Here is a 21,190-nt window from a genome sequence, read left to right as displayed (position 1 = left end):
TTAAGCCAAGAAATTTATTTCTTGGCGGACAAGAGCACAGATACAAGATCTGACTATACGAAAATCATTACATTAGTAGGAGCGATCGTAAATAGAACTTATGTACGAGTCATGGAAGAATAAAACCGCCCCAGGCACTTGTCCCTTGTCTCCTTGTCTCCCCCCCCTTGTCCTCTTCTTCGTTCCTAGTTCCTAGTGTACCCAGTTGAAAAACAAGAAAAACTGAGGGAAAGAATAGATTCCCTCAGCGAGCAGGTAGAGGATTTTTTATTTCTAAGTTAAGTAAACACAATTCAACTCAAACTGCTAGTCTTTTCCCTTCTGCCACCTGCCTTCTACTTACTTTTCTGGATTCAATACTTTCTTGTACAAAACCTTTCCAGTGATATCGTGAATATAAACTGTCAATTCGCCTTGAGCATTCACTTCTACTGAGCCGAAGGAATGAATATTTGGCGGTGGTGAATTTTGGGGAAGTTTTGGTGTTTGGGTGCCTGGAGCCTGAATAAATTCATACTTGGGGCCAAAGCTAGGATCGAGATCGTTAGGGCCGAAAGCTCCCGCATGGATAGGCCCAATTACAAATTCCCAAAAAGGATTGAAGTCCTTAAAGAATGCCCTTTCTGGCTCATAAGAAATTGCCGCCGGATAGTGTACGTCTGCTGTAATGATGACGACATTCTTGATACCCTGATATTTGATAAATTGCAGCAATTGGCTAAGTTGGACTTCACGACCTAAGACTTCTGGTGAACCCTGACTCCAAGCATCGCGATCGCTTTCTCCTCCTGTGACTATAGACAGGGGATCATGCGATGAAATTACCTTCCAGGTGGCTTGGGAATTTTTCAGACTTCGTTTCAGCCACTCGAACTGCTCGTGACCTAGCATTTCTAGACCATTGGGATTACTATTATCAGGATTTGGCCCTCTATAGGATCGCTCATCTAGTAGAAACAAATCTATATGCTTACCGTATTGATATCGGCGATAAATCTTATCTCCCCGAATTGGATTATATTCAAATAATGCTTGCTTGGCTGTTGCTGCTAAAACATCAGCAGACAATCCATTGTAAGGTGCTTCTGTTAAAATCTCGCCTGGATACCAGTTATTGACCACTTCATGATCGTCCCACTGAGAATAAATAGGAGTATCTGCTAGAAAACGTCGGAACTTGTCGTCTCCCAGGTTATATTTCCAGTTCTCCCGAAATTCTTCTATGGTAACTGCCTTAAAATCTTTTGTTGGGTTGTTTATCCACTTTCCACCGCCTACTTCTGCCGGGATTTCTTTTTCAGGTGGAATCTCATTATCAGCATAGATAATGTCTCCAGCAAAGATAGCAAAGTCAGGCTTGAACTTTCGCATCACATCGAAGATGACGTATCCTCCCCGAATCACATCACCATCATAGGCAGTAATCTCTAAATTAGGATTGCGACCCCAGCCTTGTCCAGCTAAATCTGCTCCCCAAACAAAACGAACAGGACGTGCTTGTTCTGGAGCAGGTGCAGTGCGAAAACTACCAGTTCCACCTGGGCGAATTCTAAACAGATTGTATTCCCAAAACACCTGATAATAGTAGGTTTGATGTGGACGTAGTCCTGTAATATTGACTTTGCCAGTGTAGTCTGTGGCTGTACTTATCACAGAACCTCTGATTATCTGCACTGCTCCTTGGAAATTAGGCGATTTAGAAATTTTAACTACAAAACGAGCATCTTTCTGGTCATCGTTCCGCGCCCAGATGACAGCACTGGTGTCAGTCACATCTCCCGACTGAACTGGATCACTTTGCCCGGAAGAGAATCTTGCAAAAGCTGGTTCAAGCCATTTAGATCCCAGAATTAAGCTGGCACTAATCGTACTCAGAGCCAAAAATAAACGCCTACTTAACCGAGTTTTCATATTCTTCCTCCAGGTAATAAGGATTCTAGATGACGAGAACTCTAATTCTTGGCAATGAATTCATGCGATTAAATGAAAGCGTCTAAATTGTCTTTGAACTTCCATTAGTATTCTCGCCAGCTTTCCAAATCAAAATTTATTTATCTCTAGGAGCGATGACGTTCCCAAGGGCCCCAGATGGCACACGTGATACCGGGATTATAAATATTCACAAAGAACGTTCTACCGTCTGGTGAGAAGCAGCCACCAGCAAATTCAGCATCAGAAATAACATTCTTTGCAAACTGATAAAGTTCACCCTGTTTGTTAACTCCTACAACATATTGAACACCGCCACCGTCTTCACACAAAAAGATGTCTCCAAAGGGAGTAACTGTAACATTGTCTGGTTCATCTAGCAGTTCTCCACTAGAATCTGCCTCAACATACAATGTCAGTTTTTCTTTGCGAGGATCGTAAATCCAAACCTGACCATTACCCCTACCATTAGTAGCATCAACAGCCGGAGCACCAGCTTGGGTAGCGACAAAGTAAATTACACCATTACCATACCAAGCTCCCTCACCCCGGAAAAAAATTGCTGCTCCTTTTGATTGTGCTTCGTAGCGGACTCCAAGACGATTCTGTATGCTCTCTTGTTCTGGATCTGGGTTATCAATCTTGACCCACTCTACATCAAAGGTCTGACCAACTTTTATTTTTTCGATCTGACCACCAAAGTTTGGGTTGTTGGTTGTATTTAAGGCGAAGTTTTCTGTACCCTTAACCTTTAAAGCATAGAGAGTACCACCTTCAGCTAATTCACCCTTGACATTAGGCACAAACCGATAAAAGCAGCTATCGGTACGGTCTTCCGTCTCATAGACATAGCCCGTTTTGGGGTCTACCGCAATCGCTTCATGACTAAAACGTCCCATATCTTTGAGGGGGACAGGAGTCACTAAACCACTGTTAGGATTTGCAATCACCTCAAAGTTATAGCCATGTTTAGTGTCATCTTTGAGAACGTTGGTACTAACAGAAAAAGTTTCTTCACAGCTAATCCAGCTACCCCAAGGTGTTGGCCCGCCTGCGCAGTTACGAATTGTGCCGGCAAGAGAAGCAAAGTCCTTAATGACTTCGCGGTTAGGCCCAATTACCAATGTGGTTGTTCCACCTTGAGCACCTGCTGAGTATCTTGGTGAGCCAGAAACTGGATATGGAGAAGAGGTTCCTGCTTCATGGTTCCGAACCAAGATTGTCGTGTTTCGAGACCCCGGAAATGCAGCCATCCCATCGTGCCTTTCCGGAACAAGGGAGCCATCGCTCATGGTTTGACCAGTAATAGAGAAAGCACGGTAGTTAAAGCCAGGAGGAAGCTCCAGCAAGGGTTTTTGGCTTAAATCACCCACGTAGGTATTCGTGAGTTCAGGTGCATTCAAAGGTAGTTTTGGTTCTAGTCGCCCAAAGCCAGTACTCCTTACAGCTTGACCGCGAGCAACTCTTGTGTAAAAGGCTTCAAGAGGAGAAACCATCGTGACACTAGCAGCGGAGACACCAGCTATGGTTAAAAACTTACGTCGCGAAAAAGACACGTGCTTTTATCCTATTCACTCTGTTCCCCCAGAACCTATCAATACACGGTTAACTTCAGGTGAAGAGGCAGTTAAATAAAAACTATTTTTTGAGATATTTATTTGTTTTTTCTGAGAATGACCTTTTTATAAAAAGATATCTATTTATATTTCTTAAAAACTAAATAATAAGCGTAATACATTCCATTTATTTCATATAACTTGTTATCCAGTTGTTTAGTAGCCTGTTTGTTTTGAGTTCTTTATTGATAAATGTGTCAAACCCTTAACCTGATAAAATACAGCAGAATTGAGAAATCAGAAGTTAGATTACAGGAATAAATCAGGTATAAATCTTATACTTTGAGATGAAGATTTATACGTTAATTGCCTAAAAATCACTGTAAAACCAGGATTTTATCTAATATCTCACTTTTATCATTGAGATTAAAATTATTTCGTAAATTACTTACTATCTAACGGAATTTGGTGTAGTGGTTCAGAATTCTGTTAAACTGTCATGAGCGATTCTTGATTTATTCATGAACAAGAATATGGCACTATTTTGGATTGCTTGATTACAGTCCATATCCTTTTAACTTGACTTTGAAGACATACTTGCTAGAAAATTTTCTTTGGACACATGGAGTCAATAAAAACAATATATTGTCATCAAGAATAAAGTTTCTGACCAGATGCAATTGAAATCTCAAAAATTATTCTTGTATTTACACTCGATTGATGTAGTAAAGTAGCGTTACAACAAGCAATAGCTAGTGTGAAAATATATACATTTGTATAAATTGGTAATTTTATCAAAAACTCATTTAATAAAAAGCAATATTTCTAAGAGACTGACCTAGATATGATATGTAATATGTTTTACTATTAATCTATAAAATTAATTGTTAACGTGTGTTAAATTTATGATACATTAGCCAACTAAACTAAGTGGGAATAAACTATAAGGAATTTTACCAATGTCTCGGCGTTCTTCCTGTCAAATGAGCTTGTTATGGTCTATAACTAACAAGGTAGCGAAAGTATCTTATAGCTTGATGAACATACTAGAGTATTTGTGGCGTAGCCTGTTAACAACGGCACCATTTTTAATCGCTTGTGCAGTATTTTTAGGTACCATCTGTTTGAAAAGCCCCATACTGCTGTTTTGTTTGCTGTTTGGCAGCTTGATAGCAGTGGTGATGCAGCAAATTGGGCAGCAAGTGAATTTACCGAAGCGCCATCTTATCTTGTTACAAGTATTTGCAGCAGCTGTTATTCTGTGTGCATTTTGGTTAGATTATTTTGCAGACCCAGCACAAGCACAATTTTTTAGGAAAGCTGAAGATTTTTTTAAAAATAATTTAACACAAGCATCGACAGCAGATAGCAATACTCAAGCAGCAGTTAGTTTAATATTTAATGTTTTACGCGCTCTTTACTTACTTTATATAGCTGTTTCTCTAATTGGTGTAATTAACGCAGTTCGTAAAGATGAAGATTGGCAAAGTGTAGCTCGGACTCCCTTATTGGTAGTAGTCGCTGTCACGATTGCTGATGTACTCACAGGCTTTGTTATTGGTGATAGTAGTACTAATTAAACATCTTAATTGAAAGATGAAAAATCGAGATTTGTGTTATGTCTCAAGAGCCAGAAAAAGAATTTAGGCCTGTAAATCAAATTCTAGGAACTCAACCTTCATTAGGGCCAATACCAGCCGACCAAGTTCTACCTTGGACGATAATTGCTTTAACATCCTACTTTATCATCAATGGGGTTTTTGGCGGTTTTTTCACGGATGAGTTTAAAAAATGGCTTTGGACATTATTAATTGCTGCTTGGGGGATGGCAACTTGGTGGATATTAACAGGTGGTAGGAGTTGGCGCTTTTTAAGTAAATTTATTGGAGTACCCACTTGGACTAGAGGCTTTGCTCGTTATCAAAGCTTGCTGGAAGTTAACCATGAAACAAAAAATCGGAAAAAAAAGCGTCGGTATCGCAGGAAGTGAAACTAGATTAACACCGTTTGAAGATGCTTTACACTTAGCAACAATGCTACGTGTCTCGCTCAACGGGCGTGATATTGGCGCTTACATTTTAACAAAAGGAACCCAAAAAGATAGGTTCTGCTTTGTCTTTGGTTTTGACTGTCGAGGTATCCATACTACTTTAAGACCAGAACAAATCAACACTATTTTTAATAATATTGAAGCTGGATTAAAAGATATCCCAAACGGCGAAAGAATGACGTTACATTTGGGGTCTTTTAGTTCGGATAGACAGCGACAAAAAGAACTAGCTGCTTTAGTAAAAAGCACAGGTTCTCCCGATATTAAATATCTATTAATGTCAGAACGAGCAAGAGCACAAGAGTTAACTCGTTCTGGTATTCGCAAGCCAAAATTTCTGCGGATTTATGTAACTTACACCATTGAACCAGACACCACAAACACAGATGATTGGATCGAGAAAATGTTGTCTAAAGGTGAGTTGTGGTGGTCAAAATTTAAAGGTGATTTTGCAGAAATTGAAAACCAGCGAATCGAAACAATTGTTGCCAACGCATATAAAAATGGCTTTTGTCGTTGGGAGCAACTTTTATCTAACAAAATGGGATTAGATATTAAGCCTCTGGGTGCGGAAGAACTATGGGGGGAAGTCTGGAGGAGATTTAATGATACGCAGCCAATAGAAATCCCACAATTAATGACTTTAGATGAGAATGGGCTGCATGAACAAGTTTATTCAGATTTAGCGAGTACCAAATTACTCGTAGAAAATATCCACAGTACGACTTTATTAGTGGAGTCTGGTGTACCTCGTGCCGATCGCCGTTGGATCAACGTTAATGACAACTATGTTGGAGCGCTGACATTTTTGGAGAAGCCCGGTGGTTGGCTAAATAAATCTAGTCAGTTGCGTTACTTATGGGAACTGCTAGCAAGAGAAAGCGTAGTAGATACAGAAATTTTTTGTCAGCTGAGTGCGGCGAATCCGGCGATAGTGAAAACTACTCTGCAACGAGTACTGAAGCAGTCGAATGTTACAGCTTTGTTGGCGCAAGAAAAAAGTAGAACGATAGATGTCGGTGCTCAATTGAAGCTGAAAAAATCAGTAGCGGCACAAGAGCAAATATATGAAGGAGCAGTACCTATTTATGCGGGTATTGTGATTCTGGTACATCGTCCTAGTGTAGAGAAATTAGATGAAGCGACAAGATACATAGAAAACTGTTTTCAACGCCCAGCAAGTGTAATTAGGGAAACAGAATATGCTTGGAAAATTTGGTTGCAAACTCTGCCGATTGTTTGGGAAGGTTTGTTAGCAAAGCCTTTCAACCGCCGCCAATTGTATTTGACAAGTGAAGTGCCGGGATTGATGCCTTTGGTACTAACTAGAGAAGGCGATCGCCAAGGGTTTGAGTTAATTGCTGAAGAAGGTGGAACACCCATACACCTAGATTTATTTAACCAGCACAAAAATTTAGCACTGTTTGCCACAACTCGTGCAGGTAAATCAGTATTGGTATCGGGGATTTTAACTCAAGCTTTAGCACATAAAATTCCTGTTGTGGCGTTGGACTTTCCTAAACCTGATGGCACATCTACCTTCACCGACTATACAGAGTTTATGGAAGGTAATGGAGCCTATTTTGATATTTCTAAACAATCGAATAACTTGTTTGAGCAGCCAGATTTGCGCTTTTTAAGCCCAGAACAACAGCGCGATCGGATGCTCGATTATGTCTCTTTCCTCGAATCTGCCTTAATGACAATGGTTTTAGGCTCATCGAGCGAAAATCAACTGCTCTCCCAAACCGTGCGATCGCTTCTCAACTTAGCTTTAGGAGCTTTCTTTAGCGATGAAAGCATCAAAGAGCGATATCGAGAAGCCATGACAGGAGGATTTGGTAGTCTCGCTTGGCAAAGAACTCCTACTTTACAAGATTTCCTTTATTTCTGCTCATCAGAACATTTGCAGTTGGAATCTATCGGAGGTAGAGTTGAGGATGCCTTAAATCAAATTCAGCTACGCTTGCGATTTTGGCTTTCTAGCCGAGTAGGTAAAGCTATTTCTGCTCCCTCAAGCTTTCCTACCGATGCCCAGCTTTTAGTATTTGCTCTGCGCAACCTTTCAGATAACGAAGACGCTGCGGTATTATCCTTAAGTGCCTATTCAGCAGCACTGCGACGTGCATTAAGTAGCCCAGCTTCCATATTCTTTATTGATGAAGCACCAATTTTATTTGAATTTGACCAAATTTCTGACTTAGTTGGCAGAATTTGTGCTAACGGTGCCAAAGCTGGAATTAGAGTCATATTATCAGCACAAGACCCTGATACAATCGCCAGATCCAAAGCAGCATCTAAGATTTTACAGAACTTAACTACACGCTTAATCGGCCGTATTCAACCAGTTGCAGTCGATAGTTTTGAAGAAATTTTAAAATATCCCCGCGAAATTATTGCTCGCAACGCTTCAGAAAGTTTTTTCCCCCGCAAAGAAGGTATTTATAGCCAATGGTTATTAGATGACAACGGTATCTACACATTCTGTCGCTATTATCCAGGTTACGAACAACTAGCAGTAGTTGCTAATAATCCCCAAGAACAAACTGCACGTCAAAAAGCCATGTTGCAATACAGCGATAAATATGAGGCAATTTCTAAGTTTGCACGTCAGTTAATTGCTTCGCTACGTGGTTAATAAAGAAAATTGTTTACCTTTGAAGGTACAACTATTATGCGCAAAACAACTTTTCTAACTATTTCCCTAACATTTTTGGTTGTCTTACCAGCAACGGCACAACTAGGAGCAGTTTGGACTGATTTTCAATCTTATGCGGGAGATTTACAAACTTATTTGACAAATAATATTACAGACACATTAAAACCGATAGAACCAGAAGCTCAAAGTGCCATCAATAATGCCACAGGAGCATTAAATGTACCTAATCCGATCGCGGCAGGAAAAAGTGTTCGCGATGGCATGGTTTGGTATTATATTTCAGACAAGTTTGATAATAACGCGACTGTCAGAGCAAATTTAGCTAGTAATGAAGTGAATCGCTTAATTACTCGTGGTGCAGTTGCTAGTGTTATGGGTGAAGAAGGACAAATCAGGTTAAAAACCAAATTAGAAGAAACAGAAAGAACTCTCAAAGAGATTGACGATTTTTCTGAGGAAACTGACAAAATAAGTGAAGACTTTCTCCAACAAGCAAGAAGTATTGCTACTTCTATTGCTAATACTAATCCTCTAGGTCAAATATCAGCACTTCTTGGTCTCAACCAATCTACACTACAACAACAAAGTATCAGAATTCAACGTGATCAATTAAAAATCACAGGTGAAAATCTAGGGCAAACAATGCAGATGAACCAATTTATGCAATACTCTAACTTAAACTTAGCTAACATTTCTCAACAAATGGAAGAAGCAAACCGCGCTCGTAGAGTAGATACATCCACAGAGGCAGCACGGCTGTTGCGAAATGCTTCTCAAGTCGATTTATTTGGGCGATCGCAAGAAAATGAAGCTCAATAAAATGCATGATTAACCATCAATTATAAAATTTTTTGTCACCAGATACAATCAAGCCAGTGGATGAAAAATGCAGCTTGATAATTTAATTATTTTCGCTCAAGTTGGGATAACCGATATTCTCGATAATGGTGTTACTACTGCTCAAAGTATAACCGAGAGTTGGGATCAGCAATGGATAGATTTATTACAAAACAATAATAGTGAAAATTTGTATGCAGCGCTGACAAATTTAGGTATATTTTTTGCTGTAGGAACTCTGCTGTTTTTTATGGTGCAATGGCTAAGAGATGTAATCCACGAAGATTATTCTCGCCCCATCTCGGCTTTGATTTGGCCTTTTATAGTAGTCCTTCTATTAACTAATACAGGAAATGGCAGTGTATTGGCAAATCTAACACTGGGAGTGCGAAATTTCCTCAATACAGTTAATCAACAAGTAGTGACTACAGCAGATGCCAATCAAAATTATCAGCAAGCATTGAATATGGGTGTAGCCGAAGAAGTAGCTGGTTCTGCACTGCGCCCTTGCCAATCACTAACAGGTGAACAGCAAAATCAATGCCTTGTCAAAGCTAGGGAAAAAACTGAAATTCTTTGGCAGGAGTATAGAAATTTATACGGAGACAAAACTTGGATTAACAGATTAGAAAATAAGGTAAATCAGATTGCTTACGGTACTGGGAGTATATCAGAAAATACATTTAACTCCTTACTGGGTTCTACCGTTCAAACCAGTATCAAAAACTTTTTAGTTTCCTTACAATATGCATTTCAAAATTTAATTGAAGCTACGATGTTGCTAATAGCAGCTTTAGGACCTTTGGCTGTAGGTGGTTCTTTGTTACCGATCGCAGGAAAACCAATTTTTGCTTGGCTGACAGGGTTTTTGTCGCTGGCGATCGCCAAAATTTCCTTCAACATCATTGCCTCCTTAACAGCTACAGTGATTGTAAACGGGCCTGGAGAAAATGCGAGTGCCGATCCCGACTTAATGTGGTTCATGATTTTTATGGGAATTTTGGCACCAATTGTATCTTTGCTTTTAGCTGGTGCGGGGGGATTTGCAGTATTTAATGCAGTCAGTAACACGACTTCCTGGACAAGGGAGAGGATATAACTAGTAGCAGGAGAGATTGGTAAATGGTGCGTTTATTACAAAAACAACAACGAACAGTCAGTCTTTTGACAACCTTTGCGATCGCTACCTTCAGTTTGCACGCATTGGCTTTGTTTTTTTTGATCTGGCAAGGTTTAACCATTCGCCAACTCAGTTTGAGAAAATCCCCTTCCTTCGTACAATTAGTAGATGGTCAACCAGTAGCTGCGGTAGATGATACCGAAAGAGATCCAGAAGCTATTCGCCAATTTGTCAGTAAGACAATTACATCTATGTTTAACTGGTCGGGAACGCTGCCAGCACAAAATATAGAAGACGTAACAAAACCCAAACCAGATTTAGGAATACTAATTAAAACACCACAAGGCAACAGTCAAAGAGTTACCACCAGTAGTTGGATAGCCAGCTTTGCTCTCTCAGAAGATTTTCGCAAAGGTTTCCTAAGCGAAATCGCAGCGATGACACCACCAGAAGTCTTCGCCAGAAATTCTCAGCAAGCCATGTCCGCACAGATAAATATTAAACGGGTTTATCCTCCCCAAAAAATAGCGGATGGAAAATGGCGAGTTGGGATAGTCGCTGATCTAATTCAACAAAAAAGAGCAGATAATAGAAAAATCATCACTCCGTTTAATAAAGATTTACTTGTTCGTGCGGTAGATTATTTTACTTATCCCATAGACAGCAATAGCAGCGTTCTCCAAAAAGCAATTTATGGCGTTCGTAATGAGAGGCTAGAGATTTATGAAATGCGAAATTTATGTTTACTGGATGACTATAGCAAGCTTAATTCCGAACAATCACAAGGGTGTATAAGTAGCCAAAATACAGAAAACTTTACAAGGTAAAATCTCGGTTACTTAAATCTATATAAATTTATCGAGTTAATTATTAATGCAGTTACTCAAACGAGAAAATAACCAGAAAAGTATTTTGCCACTGTTTGCTGTCGGAACTTTTAGTTTACATATTTTGACTTTACTGTTACTGATGTTCCACGGCTCGCTATTGCAGCAGCTAAGTCGGCGTTTAACACCTCAAAGCTTAGTACAACTTGCCGACGGACGAGCAATTACAGTAGATCCAAATCAGAATTTAGAGCGTTATTCTGAAACAATTCGGCGCTTTGTCGGTCAAAGCATGACCTTAATGTTAACCTGGTCAAAGCAACAACCACCAGAAACTGTATGGGAAATTAGTTCTGAATTATTAGCTGCTGATGCCAAACAAAAAATTCAGTCAGAAATTGTCAATTTAAATTCAGGTAACCAATTTGAAAATAGAGGTGCTGAGAGCGTATTGATTGTGCAACGCATTTCTCAACCAACAAAAATTGCGGATGGGAAATGGAAAGTTGAGATGTTGGCTAATCAAGTAATTTTTAGTAATTCTGACAGACTAGGAAAATCAATTCCCTTTAATAAGCAAATTTTAGTCCAATCAACAGAAACACAAACAACTTCACTTCCAGATTTACCACTTCCTTGGCACCTAGCAACTTATCGTCTTGGCGAAGCTAGACTAGAAATTTACAATATCTGTGACATCAAAGCTCAAAATTGTTCTTGAATCCAAGCGCACTTGACTATGACTCGATATTCAATTCCTTCAGACACTCACTCAGAAAATCTCGTTACTTCCAACACCGAAAATTATCAATCAGAAATAGATTTTTCTGATTGGGAATTACGCATGGCAAGATTAGTTGGTTTTGAAGAAGAACTTCCTGCTCGCGATCGCGAACAATTAGAAGATCCAGTTAACTTACAGCCAACTCCTCCTGCTCCTGTAAAACCAGCACAAGCCGCTCCTACCGAGCAACCCCTCTCATCCAATCCTTTTGCTAAGTTAGCCTTAGTAGGAACTGCTACCTTTGTTTTGGTGCTATTTGCCGGAATATTCTTAACCCAGTTAATGAATGGTAGTACTAAAAAACCAATCAAAAATAATATTGTTGCTCCCCAAACGCGATCGCTACCTACAACAGAATCTCGGCTAGAACAACTAGAAGGAGAAGTGGAAACTCTCAAAACTAAATTAGCTCTTGCTGAACAAGCACAGGCAGTCAAGTTAGCACAACAACAACTCAGAAATGCCAAACTAGCATCAACAACACCAGTAGCAGCTCAACCAACTCCCAGAGCTAGACAGAGTGTAGCGCTACGAACACCAACACCCGAACGAACAGTTTACGTCAGCAGGGTAGTAGAACGCCCTGTTCCAGTACCGCAAACCCCACAGCAACCAGTGATTCCCCAATTACCACCATCCCCACCCCCAGTGGTGAATACGCAAGCCACCCCAACCCCCACACCAGATCCACTTCAAGAATGGGCAAGGTTAGCAAAATTAGGTAGCTACGGTCAAGTAGTAGTTGCTGCTAAACCGAATGGCGTTAATACTAGTACTGTTCAAGATGATACTCCAGAACCTGTAGTAAATACTAGAAGACAGCAGCCAAGAATAAATCCCAGAACCGAGCCAACAGAGGAACCAGAAACTCCTGTGGTGAGCCAAGCCTCATCGTCATCGGGAAGCTCGAAATCTATACCAGTAGGAACTAGTGCTAAAGCCGTTTTGGCAACAGGTGTATTTGGAGAAACCTCCAGAGCAGGAAATAATAGCAGGAACGAAAGCAGAAAAAACGTATTTGTAGTGCGCTTGAAAGAACCATTAAAAGCCGCCGATGGTTCTGTTATATTACCTGCAAAAACTGAGTTATTAACTGAAATCCGTTCTCTTTCCGATCAAGGTTTATTGCAGCTAAATGTCGTTAAAGCAATTATTCAAAATAATGGCAACCTGACGGAGAGAAGCTTACCAGAAAATGCAATGCTCATTAACGGTTCTCAAGGTAAACCTCTAGTTGCCAATCAATTCTCCAAAAAAGGATCTCTGATGGGCAGGGATGCCGGACAATTTGTTTTGGGAGGTATTGGTAAAGCAGCAGAATTATTTAATCGTACAGAATCAGAAGTGATCACAACTCCCACAGGCACTGTTGTTTCTAACAGAAATCCTCGACGTAACCTTTGGGCTGGAGTTTTAGAAGGTGGTGTGAGAACAGTAGTTCCCCAAATTACCCAGCGCAATCAACAGGCAATGTCCCAAATGATGCAACGTACTAATGTTTGGTTTTTACCAGCTGGCACAGAAGTTGAAGTGTACATCAATCAAACCATGCAGCTATAAAATCTGCCGCCATGAAACATAAGATCAACTTCATAGCTCGTATTCCAGGTAGCTCTTATTTTCTACATTTAGCTTCCCTGAGTTTCTCGGCAGCAATCTTACTACTGGCAAGTCGTGCTTTAGCTAATAACGCCGTTCTGCGTTCGATGTTTTCTTGCCAAGCACAGGGTTTGGGAGGAGCAGTGCCTACAATCACTGTTTCCTATCAGCAAGGAACAAATTTAAGCTTTATTCCTGCTAGAGAAGTAATTAAAAAAGTTTGGTTAAACGATCCAACACAAGTAATTATGGATTTTGATGGGCCGATGTGTATGCAGTTCGGTTCACAACCCAACGCTAATGTAGGAGACTGCAAGAATTCAGGAGCAAATGTTATTCAACTCAGGCGGATTAAAAAACTAAAAATTCCTGGCATCCCTAGCGCTGAAAATACACTTTTAACAGTAGTTACTGAACAGCAAGGGCAAAACAAATTGTATACCTTCCGAATTCTTTACAGTGATGGTGTTCCAGAATATCACACTTTAGCAATTTACCCTGATTCTGGTGGCCCTACTTCTTGCGTGAGAGATCCAAAACGATCCATAGCTAATGATTAACTCAAATTAGCAAATTGACTAACCAAATTCCTCCAGCCAATACCAATAGTAATGGTGTCAGCCAGTCACCCCAACGCACGTACAAAGTTTGTGTTTGTCGTCGGTAAATTGTCTCGGCATGAATTTCATAGGTATTATGTCCAGATATCCACAAAGTTCTGCCGTGGGGATCTACAAAAGCCGAATACCCTGTATTTGTCGCTCGAACCGCCCACCTATCAGTTTCAATTGCCCGCATGATATCTTGAGCATGATGTTGGGCTGGCATGGAGGCGCTGTAGTGAGCATCGTTAGAAGGACTGAGTATAAACTGTCCACCCGCAGCAGCTTGACGACGGAATAAATCAGAAAAAGCAGATTCGTAACAAATACCAACGATCGCTCTACCAAAAGGCGTGTCAAATACTTGATTTGGTGAACCTGGAACCTGATGTTCATCTAGGGGTGATAATCGACTAATTATACTGCCTAAGAATTCCTCAAACGGGACATATTCGCCAATTGGTACTAACTTTGACTTGTCATAACGGCTAAAAATCTTACCGTCACCTGTGACAGTAAATAAACTATTTGTATAGCTACTTCCCCGTTCTCCAAAGCCACCAATCCAAGCCACAATACCTTTTTCTTGCACTGCTGCTACCAAAGAGCCACGCATAATCTCACGCTGAAAAAAAGGCAAAGCTCCTTCTGGCGTTAGCACTGCATCCACACCCTTATCTGCTAAAGTCAGATATCCGCTAGTGTAGCCTGCGATCGCGCGACGCAATCCTTCTGGGTAAAGCTTGATTTGGTTGGGAATGTTGCCTTGAATAATCCCCACTTGCAATGCTGCTTGTGGCGGTTGAATCAGAGGGCGAGTGTATAAGCTAAAACCAATGAGGTGCAAGGTAATTAGTAGTGTAGTGGCAGATCCTAAATAAACGAACCACAAAGGACACGAAGAACACAAAGAATTCTTCGCGTCTTTGCGGTTTATCCAAGCTTCTGCAATCAAGCCATTCACTGCGACAATTGCTGCTGTGACAGCACTAGGCCCGGCAAGTTGACCAAGATGTAAAATTACAAGATTATGCGGACTTTGTGTGTAAGAAATAGAACTCCACCACAATGGCCCGGCACTCCAAAGCGCTTCTAAACCGCACCAAAGGGCTGTGCCAATGAGAACGCGCATGAGAGGAAAATTTAGAATATTCCTTCTGTCTCTCCGAAGCTTTGAACGGAGGTTTCCTCCGATCAAACTTCTCTCTGCATTCTGCCTTCTGCCTTCTTGTGACACAATCCATGAGAAACAAGTAGCCCATAGTGTAACTAATACTGCTCCCCAAAGAGTAATAAATATCCAGCAGAAAAGGGCAATTCCCAGGCTTGCCAACCAAGGAACCCCCATCCACGTCATCGGGTGAATGCCCGTAATCCAAGATAAGGCCATACCGTGATAAGCAATACCCCAGGCAAGGGAAAGGAGGGGGAGAGGAGCCAGTGCGTTGCGGAGGTTCCCTCCGTTGTAGCACCTGGCGTGGGGAGAGGGGGAGAGGGGAGGAGATTGGTTTTTTCTTTGTGCAGAACTAACAACTAACACCCACAAGGGAGCAAGGGCAAACCAAGCTAGAAACCAGGCGTTTACAGGTGCAACGGTAAGCCCCATTAAAATACCGCTTGCAAAGACAATCATAACGCGGAGACTTCTTTCTCCGCGTCTGTTTGTCTCCGCGTCTCCGCGTCCTCTTATTTCCCCCTGTCCTTTTTTACTCTGCTTCTGCCGCATCACCAGAATCAGGAGGAACTATTGCAACTCCTGTAATTACGTCATCTTCGTCTAAACGTTGTACGCGTACCCCAGTCGCAGAACGCGATTGGACAGAAATGGCATTAACTGCCTGCCGAATGATAATACCGCGACTAGTGACCATCATGATTTCATCATCGTTATTGACGATGTGTAATGTAGCTAGTTGGTCTTTGATTTTCCTGTTTTTGAACTTGGTTGCCATTAAACCTTGACCGGCACGATTTTGCAAGCGGAACTGAGCTACTGGTACACGCTTACCGTATCCTCCCATTGTAATTACTAGCACCCAAGGGCCGTGATAACCATTGCCTGGTACTTCTGCGGATTCCTCATTTTCGATTTCTTCGGTTTCGATTTCTTCGATTTCTGCTTCTGAAATTGGGGCTAAATTGTCAAGAACAGCAGCAGGGAGAATATCCATACCCACTAGTTCATCACCAGCCCGTAGTTTCATGGATTTTACACCACGGGTAGCGCGACCTAAAGGACGCAATTGTTCATGATCGCAGCGAAAATGAATTGCCATACCTTGCCGCGAACCAATCAGTACACTATCTTCCACTCTTGCCCGCCTTACCCAGCGCAGTTGATCGCCTTCTTCTAGAGAAATGGCAATTAACCCATTGGCACGAATATGACTAAAAGCTGTTAAGTCAGTTTTCTTGATGTTACCGCCTTTGGTGAGCATAACTAGATATTCATCGCTAGTAAACTCACTCACGGGTACGATCGAAGTGATTTTTTCCTCTTTAGGAATGGGTAGCATCTGTACAATTGGCGTACCACGACTGGTACGGGAACCAATGGGAAGTTGATAAGCTTTCAGACAGTAGACAACGCCACGTTCACTAAAAAATAGTAGGCTGTCGTGATCGCAGCAAGTCAAGAAATGCTCAACACCATCATCCTCTTTTACCTTGGCTGCGGCTTTACCTCTAGTCGCACGGCTTTGTGCCTCAAAGGTGTTAACTGGCATACGTTTAATGTAACCTTGCTCAGTCAACAAAATTACAGCTTTTTCATTGGCAATTAAATCTGTGTCTTCTAACTCTCCTTCGCCATGCATGATTACGGTGCGGCGTGGAGTAGCGTGTTTTTCTCTAATTTGCTTGACTTCGGTTTCGATAATATGCAGCACCCGTTCCCGCCGCGCCAAAATATCGTTTAAGTCAGCAATCTGCGCTTGTAATTCTTCGTGTTCGTGACGAATTTTATCAGCTTCTAGGGCAGTTAACCGTCGCAGTTGCATCTGTAAGATGGCATCAGCTTGTGCTTCTGAAAGTCCGTAAGTCGTGATTAACTCTCCCTTTGCCGAGGGTGTGTCGGCGGCATGACGAATGAGGGCAATAATTGCATCAAGATGGGCAAGGGCAATCAATAATCCTTGCAAAATATGATCGCGTTCCTCAGCTTTGCGCAACTCATACTGCGTGCGTCTGGTAATCGATTCGATCCGAAAATCCAGAAACACTTGTAAAAAGTTTTTCAGCGTCAGTATTTGGGGTTCGCCATTTACCAACGCCAGCATATTCGCCCCAAAGTTGGCTTGTAGTGGTGTTTGTTTATAAAGGTTGTTGAGCACTACTTTGGGATAGGCATCGCGCTTGAGTTCAATGACTATTCGCATCCCATCGCGATCGCTTTCATCCCGAATATCTGCTATGCCTTCAATTCTCTTTTCATTTACTAACTCGGCAATTTTCTCAATCAACGCTGCCTTGTTAGTTTGATAAGGTAATTCGGTAATTATGATCGCTTCTCGTTCCGGGCGTCCTCGCTGTTGGATTGTTTCAATGTTTGCGACACCACGCATGGTGATGGAGCCGCGCCCTGTGGTGAAAGCTTCTCTAATTGCCGCAGTACCAAGAATTTGTCCGCCGGTGGGAAAGTCTGGCCCGTGAACATACTGCATTAATTGGGTATCGGTTATTTCCGGATTACCAATCAGTGCTACCAACCCATCTATCAATTCGCCTAAATTGTGGGGTGGAATGTTGGTTGCCATCCCCACGGCAATTCCAGAAGAACCGTTTAACAATAACTGCGGAACCCTTGCTGGTAGGACAGTTGGTTCTTGCTGAGAACCGTCGAAGTTATTAACAAAGTCTACGGTTTCCGACTCGATATCTTGCAGAAGAGCGTCGCTAGTCAAAGCTTCCAAGCGGCATTCGGTGTAACGCATTGCCGCAGGTGGATCGTTATCTACGGAGCCAAAGTTGCCATGTCCTGCGATTAAGGGCGATCGCATAGAAAAATTCTGCGCCATCCGCACCAAGGCATCGTACACAGCCGTGTCGCCGTGAGGATGATATTTACCAAGAACTTCCCCTACTACACGCGCGCATTTACGGAAGGGGCGGTCTGAGGTCAACCCCAACTCGTGCATAGCGTAGAGAATCCGCCTATGTACAGGTTTCAGACCATCCCTGGCATCTGGCAGCGCCCGACCCACAATTACGCTCATCGCGTATTCCAGATAAGACCTGGACATTTCGTTCCGTATATCCGTGGGGATAATCCTCTCCTGAGAGGTTGCCATAACCTAAAATACTCCAAGAACGATTAGTTTCAGCAATTAAAGCGAAAACAAGCAAAATTATTCCCAAATAATCCTGAATAATTGCCATAATTTGTTACGATTTTAGCACATCTTGTCTTTTTCTGGGTGACATTGAAAAGTCTAAAACTTTGTCAAGTGCCTGAAAAAGAATAACTAATAAATCTCTTCAAAAAAGTTGTTTTTAAAGAGGTCATAAATAACTATAAAAATTAAGTTAATAAAAACAAATTATTTCTGTTGAAGAACTTATTATTGAGAATACAGAATATTACAAAAAAGAGAATCATCAAGATACAGAAGCTAAAATACAGAATGTAAAATATGCTGACTACTAACTACTATTGCTTAAGTAAATTTTGGATAAATAAATATCTACAATTACAAAACTAGACCATAGTTTTAAACAATTCCACAGAAATATCTGGCAGATTTAACAGCAAATCATCCCAGATAGCAGAACCTTTTAAAGCCGCTACAACTAGTGGGAGTGGCTCTGATAAAATATTTTTAAATTCAGCTTCTCCTGGCAATTGAGTTTTATAAGCAAGCTGTTCTTTCGGGGGAATAAATTGAGCATCAATACCGCTACGATTCCCTCTAGCATCAACACGATACCAACCGATTTCAGGTAAATAAACTGCATTAAAACCATGTAAACAATAGGGTTCACCGTTATCATAGATGCTCAATCTCTGATAGCAAAAGCCTGTTGGAATGTTATTTGCTCTGAGTAGTGCCGCTAACAAATGACTTTTGGCGAAGCAATAACCTGTTTTGTATTTGAGTACATCGGACGCTCGACAAGTTACAGGATTCATTTGGTAGTCGCAGCTATGGTAAATTTCATCTCGCACCCACTCAAAACAAGCTTTGGCGATCGCTTCCAATGTTTGATGTTTGAATGCAATTTTTTTCGCAAGTTCCAAAACAGTAGGATGTTGCCAGTCAATCACTTCAGTTGCTTGCAAATATTCTTCCATGCTGTTCATTATTAGTAGTGTGTCACCAGTTGGTCTACTGCCTTTGATGATTATCTCAGTCCTAAGATAGTGTGTAGCAAAGAATAGTATTTTTTAAGCTTGGCTTGTTAGTTGGAGAAATAGCCATGAATAAGGAAACTGTTCCCAATCAAGCCGAAAAGACTAATCCACAGGGTGATGAAACTCAACTTAGCCCCGAAATGCTGGACAAGATTAAACATCCTCCGAAAATGGATGATGTATTACGAGATTTGCCGCCAGATGAACTTAAAAATAATCAGGCTGTAGTACCAGAAATGCTTGATGAACCGAGTGATGAAATCGTTGGTTTCACTAAAGACTAGCGAAAATTACTGTTCCCCGTTCCCTGTTCCCCCATTCGCCGAGAGAGTATTTTTCTAGCTTCCGTGCCACTATATAAAATAGAGCGCAATTTTTTAAGTGAGACGGAGGCAAACTTAACGCTGTGCAGATAACATTCTTAGGGACGAGTTCCGGTGTACCAACGCGATCACGCAATGTTTCTAGTGTCGCCCTGAGATTACCACAACGAGCAGAGGTGTGGTTATTTGATTGTGGCGAAGGTACTCAGCACCAGCTTTTACGAAGCGATCTTAAAAGTAGCCAACTCTCCCGAATTTTTATCACCCATATGCACGGCGATCACATCTTTGGCTTGATGGGTTTGCTTGCAAGTTGCGGCTTGGCAGGTAATGTGGAACGCATTGACATTTATGGGCCGCCTGGACTAAACGAATACTTACAGTCATCTCTACGTTATTCTCACACCCACTTCTCCTACCCTGTAAAAGTTCACGCTATTCGTCCTGGGGTAGTTTACGAAGACGATGAATTTATTGTTACCTGCGCTCCTTTACATCACCGCGTTACAACCTTCGGTTATCGTGTGGCTGAAAAGGATCGTCCAGGACGCTTTGATATCGAAAAAGCCAAGGAAATGCAAATTCCACCCGGTCGTGTTTACGGTCAACTCAAACGTGGTGAAACGGTAACGCTACCTGATGGGCGGGTTTTTCATGGTGCTCAATTTTGTGGGCCTACCGAAATCGGACGTAAAATCGCTTATTGCACAGACACAATTTATTGTGAGAATGCAGTGGAATTAGCACAGGATGCAGATGTATTAATTCACGAAGCAACTTTTTCTCATCAAGACGCAGAACTAGCTTTTCAGCGTCTGCACTCTACATCTACAATGGCAGCGCAAACAGCTTTAGCCGCAGGAGCGCATCATTTGCTCATGACTCATTTTAGTCCCCGCTATGCTCCTGGAAATTCTATAGAGTTAGGGGATCTACTTCAGGAAGCCCGTGCTATCTTTCCCAATACAAATATGGCTTACGATTTTATGAGTTATGAAATTCCTAGACGACGTGATGTTGAGTTAAATGAAATGACTTTATCAAAATCAGGTTGAGCGGGAACTTAGAATTCTGAATGGGTTACGGCTATGCAAAGATTTGAGAGTTGAAGAGAATGAAAATTAGCCGTACACCAAAATCATGCGATGCGTAACGCACTGCTTTCAAGCACCCTACTGGACTGACAATAGACAATTTAGTTGTAAAATTAAACCAATTTGCGATCGCTAAAATATCGCTCACTTTACCAAATCTTTAATTGAAGCTAGCAAAGCAAGCAAGATTTTTAAGTAATAGTATTTAAGACTTTTTGAAAATTTTATACACATGTAACACATTTTAGTATAGTGTAATGAAATTTTTATAACTTTACTGGTAGCTATACTATACAAACCAACTTTGCTAGTAGGTAGTTAGTTTAAGATGAGTATAAAAAGTGTACTGAATAAGTATTTAACAATTTAATTACTTATTTTTACTAATTACTCTGATTTAAATTTTGCCTGTATAGCCCATAGCATCGATTATTTAGCAACGTTGTTAAAATATAATGCC

18 protein-coding genes are annotated in these 21,190 nt (G+C 41.2%); 11 read left to right on the top strand and 7 right to left on the bottom strand.

The annotated features are described in order from the left end of the window. Positions 1–339: 339 nt before the first annotated feature. Both QUB80_RS13715 and QUB80_RS13710 read right to left on the bottom strand, forming a co-directional pair. On the bottom strand, positions 340–1,911 hold the full coding sequence (locus QUB80_RS13715) for an alkaline phosphatase D family protein (protein WP_289790059.1): 1,572 nt from the start codon (positions 1,909–1,911) through the stop codon (positions 340–342). A gap of 146 nt (positions 1,912–2,057) precedes the next feature. Continuing rightward, entirely contained in the window at positions 2,058–3,485 is a 1,428-nt protein-coding gene (locus QUB80_RS13710; RefSeq protein ID WP_289790058.1) for an alkaline phosphatase PhoX, read from the bottom strand. A 1,037-nt stretch (positions 3,486–4,522) separates the two neighbouring features. Between QUB80_RS13710 and QUB80_RS13705 the strand changes: the two genes are divergently transcribed. From QUB80_RS13705 to QUB80_RS13665, 9 genes are all read left to right on the top strand, one after another. After that, complete coding sequence (locus tag QUB80_RS13705; protein ID WP_289790274.1) at positions 4,523–5,065, top strand: hypothetical protein; 543 nt, start codon at positions 4,523–4,525, stop codon at positions 5,063–5,065. A 38-nt stretch (positions 5,066–5,103) separates the two neighbouring features. Then, positions 5,104–5,475, top strand: coding sequence for a hypothetical protein (locus tag QUB80_RS13700; protein WP_289790057.1), 372 nt, complete (start codon positions 5,104–5,106; stop codon positions 5,473–5,475). Continuing rightward, positions 5,429–8,173 (top strand): putative type IV secretion/conjugal transfer ATPase, encoded by a 2,745-nt coding sequence (locus QUB80_RS13695; RefSeq protein ID WP_289790056.1) that lies wholly within the window; start codon positions 5,429–5,431, stop codon positions 8,171–8,173. The genes QUB80_RS13700 and QUB80_RS13695 overlap by 47 nt, the downstream gene beginning before the upstream one ends. Positions 8,174–8,209: 36 nt before the next feature. Then, positions 8,210–9,013 carry a hypothetical protein gene (locus QUB80_RS13690; RefSeq protein WP_289790055.1) on the top strand — a complete coding sequence of 268 codons (804 nt, stop codon included), beginning with the start codon at positions 8,210–8,212 and terminating at the stop codon, positions 9,011–9,013. Positions 9,014–9,080: 67 nt separating this feature from the next. Then, positions 9,081–10,130 (top strand): hypothetical protein, encoded by a 1,050-nt coding sequence (locus tag QUB80_RS13685; protein ID WP_289790054.1) that lies wholly within the window; start codon positions 9,081–9,083, stop codon positions 10,128–10,130. A gap of 23 nt (positions 10,131–10,153) precedes the next feature. Then, positions 10,154–10,978: a hypothetical protein gene (locus tag QUB80_RS13680; RefSeq protein ID WP_289790053.1), complete on the top strand. Its 825-nt coding sequence runs from the start codon at positions 10,154–10,156 to the stop codon at positions 10,976–10,978. 46 nt (positions 10,979–11,024) lie between these two features. Then, positions 11,025–11,699, top strand: a complete 675-nt coding sequence (locus QUB80_RS13675; RefSeq protein WP_289790052.1) for a hypothetical protein — start codon at positions 11,025–11,027, stop codon at positions 11,697–11,699. A gap of 18 nt (positions 11,700–11,717) precedes the next feature. Next, entirely contained in the window at positions 11,718–13,322 is a 1,605-nt protein-coding gene (locus QUB80_RS13670) for a TrbI/VirB10 family protein (RefSeq protein ID WP_289790051.1), read from the top strand. An 11-nt stretch (positions 13,323–13,333) separates the two neighbouring features. Then, on the top strand, positions 13,334–13,921 hold the full coding sequence (locus tag QUB80_RS13665) for a hypothetical protein (protein WP_289790050.1): 588 nt from the start codon (positions 13,334–13,336) through the stop codon (positions 13,919–13,921). A 1-nt stretch (position 13,922) separates the two neighbouring features. Here QUB80_RS13665 and lnt read toward each other — a convergent pair whose 3' ends face one another. The 4 genes from lnt to QUB80_RS13645 form a co-directional block, all read right to left on the bottom strand. Beyond that, positions 13,923–15,596 (bottom strand): apolipoprotein N-acyltransferase, encoded by a 1,674-nt coding sequence (gene lnt / locus QUB80_RS13660; protein WP_502875297.1) that lies wholly within the window; start codon positions 15,594–15,596, stop codon positions 13,923–13,925. A 73-nt stretch (positions 15,597–15,669) separates the two neighbouring features. Further along, entirely contained in the window at positions 15,670–18,177 is a 2,508-nt protein-coding gene (gene gyrA / locus QUB80_RS13655) for a DNA topoisomerase (ATP-hydrolyzing) subunit A (protein ID WP_289790048.1), read from the bottom strand. Next, the gene (locus QUB80_RS13650; RefSeq protein ID WP_289790047.1) at positions 18,116–18,340 is read right to left on the bottom strand and encodes a hypothetical protein; all 225 of its coding nucleotides are present in this window, start codon (positions 18,338–18,340) and stop codon (positions 18,116–18,118) included. Before QUB80_RS13650 ends, gyrA begins: the two co-directional genes overlap by 62 nt. Positions 18,341–18,659: 319 nt before the next feature. Then, positions 18,660–19,253 (bottom strand): transglutaminase-like domain-containing protein, encoded by a 594-nt coding sequence (locus tag QUB80_RS13645; RefSeq protein WP_289790273.1) that lies wholly within the window; start codon positions 19,251–19,253, stop codon positions 18,660–18,662. A 125-nt stretch (positions 19,254–19,378) separates the two neighbouring features. Between QUB80_RS13645 and QUB80_RS13640 the strand changes: the two genes are divergently transcribed. Then, positions 19,379–19,597, top strand: a complete 219-nt coding sequence (locus tag QUB80_RS13640; protein WP_289790046.1) for a hypothetical protein — start codon at positions 19,379–19,381, stop codon at positions 19,595–19,597. A gap of 122 nt (positions 19,598–19,719) precedes the next feature. After that, entirely contained in the window at positions 19,720–20,691 is a 972-nt protein-coding gene (locus tag QUB80_RS13635; RefSeq protein WP_289790045.1) for a ribonuclease Z, read from the top strand. 31 nt (positions 20,692–20,722) lie between these two features. Here the strand turns inward: QUB80_RS13635 and QUB80_RS13630 are convergent, their stop codons facing one another. Further along, on the bottom strand, positions 20,723–20,878 hold the full coding sequence (locus QUB80_RS13630) for a hypothetical protein (protein ID WP_289790044.1): 156 nt from the start codon (positions 20,876–20,878) through the stop codon (positions 20,723–20,725). Between the last annotated feature and the right edge of the window lie 312 nt (positions 20,879–21,190).

The sequence above is a fragment of the Chlorogloeopsis sp. ULAP01 genome (assembly GCF_030381805.1).
Lineage (GTDB): Bacteria > Cyanobacteriota > Cyanobacteriia > Cyanobacteriales > Nostocaceae > Chlorogloeopsis.
This window is presented reverse-complemented; position numbering and strand designations above follow the sequence as displayed.

Excerpts from the sequence above, each read along its gene's own strand:
- QUB80_RS13680 (WP_289790053.1), top strand. The coding sequence starts at position 10,154 with ATGGTGCGTTTATTACAAAAACAACAACGAACAGTCAGTCTTTTGACA.
- gyrA (WP_289790048.1), bottom strand. The coding sequence starts at position 18,177 with ATGAGCGTAATTGTGGGTCGGGCGCTGCCAGATGCCAGGGATGGTCTG.
- QUB80_RS13715 (WP_289790059.1), bottom strand. The coding sequence starts at position 1,911 with ATGAAAACTCGGTTAAGTAGGCGTTTATTTTTGGCTCTGAGTACGATT.
- QUB80_RS13670 (WP_289790051.1), top strand. The coding sequence starts at position 11,718 with ATGACTCGATATTCAATTCCTTCAGACACTCACTCAGAAAATCTCGTT.
- QUB80_RS13640 (WP_289790046.1), top strand. The coding sequence starts at position 19,379 with ATGAATAAGGAAACTGTTCCCAATCAAGCCGAAAAGACTAATCCACAG.
- QUB80_RS13700 (WP_289790057.1), top strand. The coding sequence starts at position 5,104 with ATGTCTCAAGAGCCAGAAAAAGAATTTAGGCCTGTAAATCAAATTCTA.
- QUB80_RS13665 (WP_289790050.1), top strand. The coding sequence starts at position 13,334 with ATGAAACATAAGATCAACTTCATAGCTCGTATTCCAGGTAGCTCTTAT.
- lnt (WP_502875297.1), bottom strand. The coding sequence starts at position 15,596 with ATGATTGTCTTTGCAAGCGGTATTTTAATGGGGCTTACCGTTGCACCT.
- QUB80_RS13695 (WP_289790056.1), top strand. The coding sequence starts at position 5,429 with ATGAAACAAAAAATCGGAAAAAAAAGCGTCGGTATCGCAGGAAGTGAA.
- QUB80_RS13690 (WP_289790055.1), top strand. The coding sequence starts at position 8,210 with ATGCGCAAAACAACTTTTCTAACTATTTCCCTAACATTTTTGGTTGTC.
- QUB80_RS13645 (WP_289790273.1), bottom strand. The coding sequence starts at position 19,253 with ATGGAAGAATATTTGCAAGCAACTGAAGTGATTGACTGGCAACATCCT.
- QUB80_RS13705 (WP_289790274.1), top strand. The coding sequence starts at position 4,523 with ATGAACATACTAGAGTATTTGTGGCGTAGCCTGTTAACAACGGCACCA.
- QUB80_RS13685 (WP_289790054.1), top strand. The coding sequence starts at position 9,081 with ATGCAGCTTGATAATTTAATTATTTTCGCTCAAGTTGGGATAACCGAT.
- QUB80_RS13650 (WP_289790047.1), bottom strand. The coding sequence starts at position 18,340 with ATGGCAATTATTCAGGATTATTTGGGAATAATTTTGCTTGTTTTCGCT.
- QUB80_RS13675 (WP_289790052.1), top strand. The coding sequence starts at position 11,025 with ATGCAGTTACTCAAACGAGAAAATAACCAGAAAAGTATTTTGCCACTG.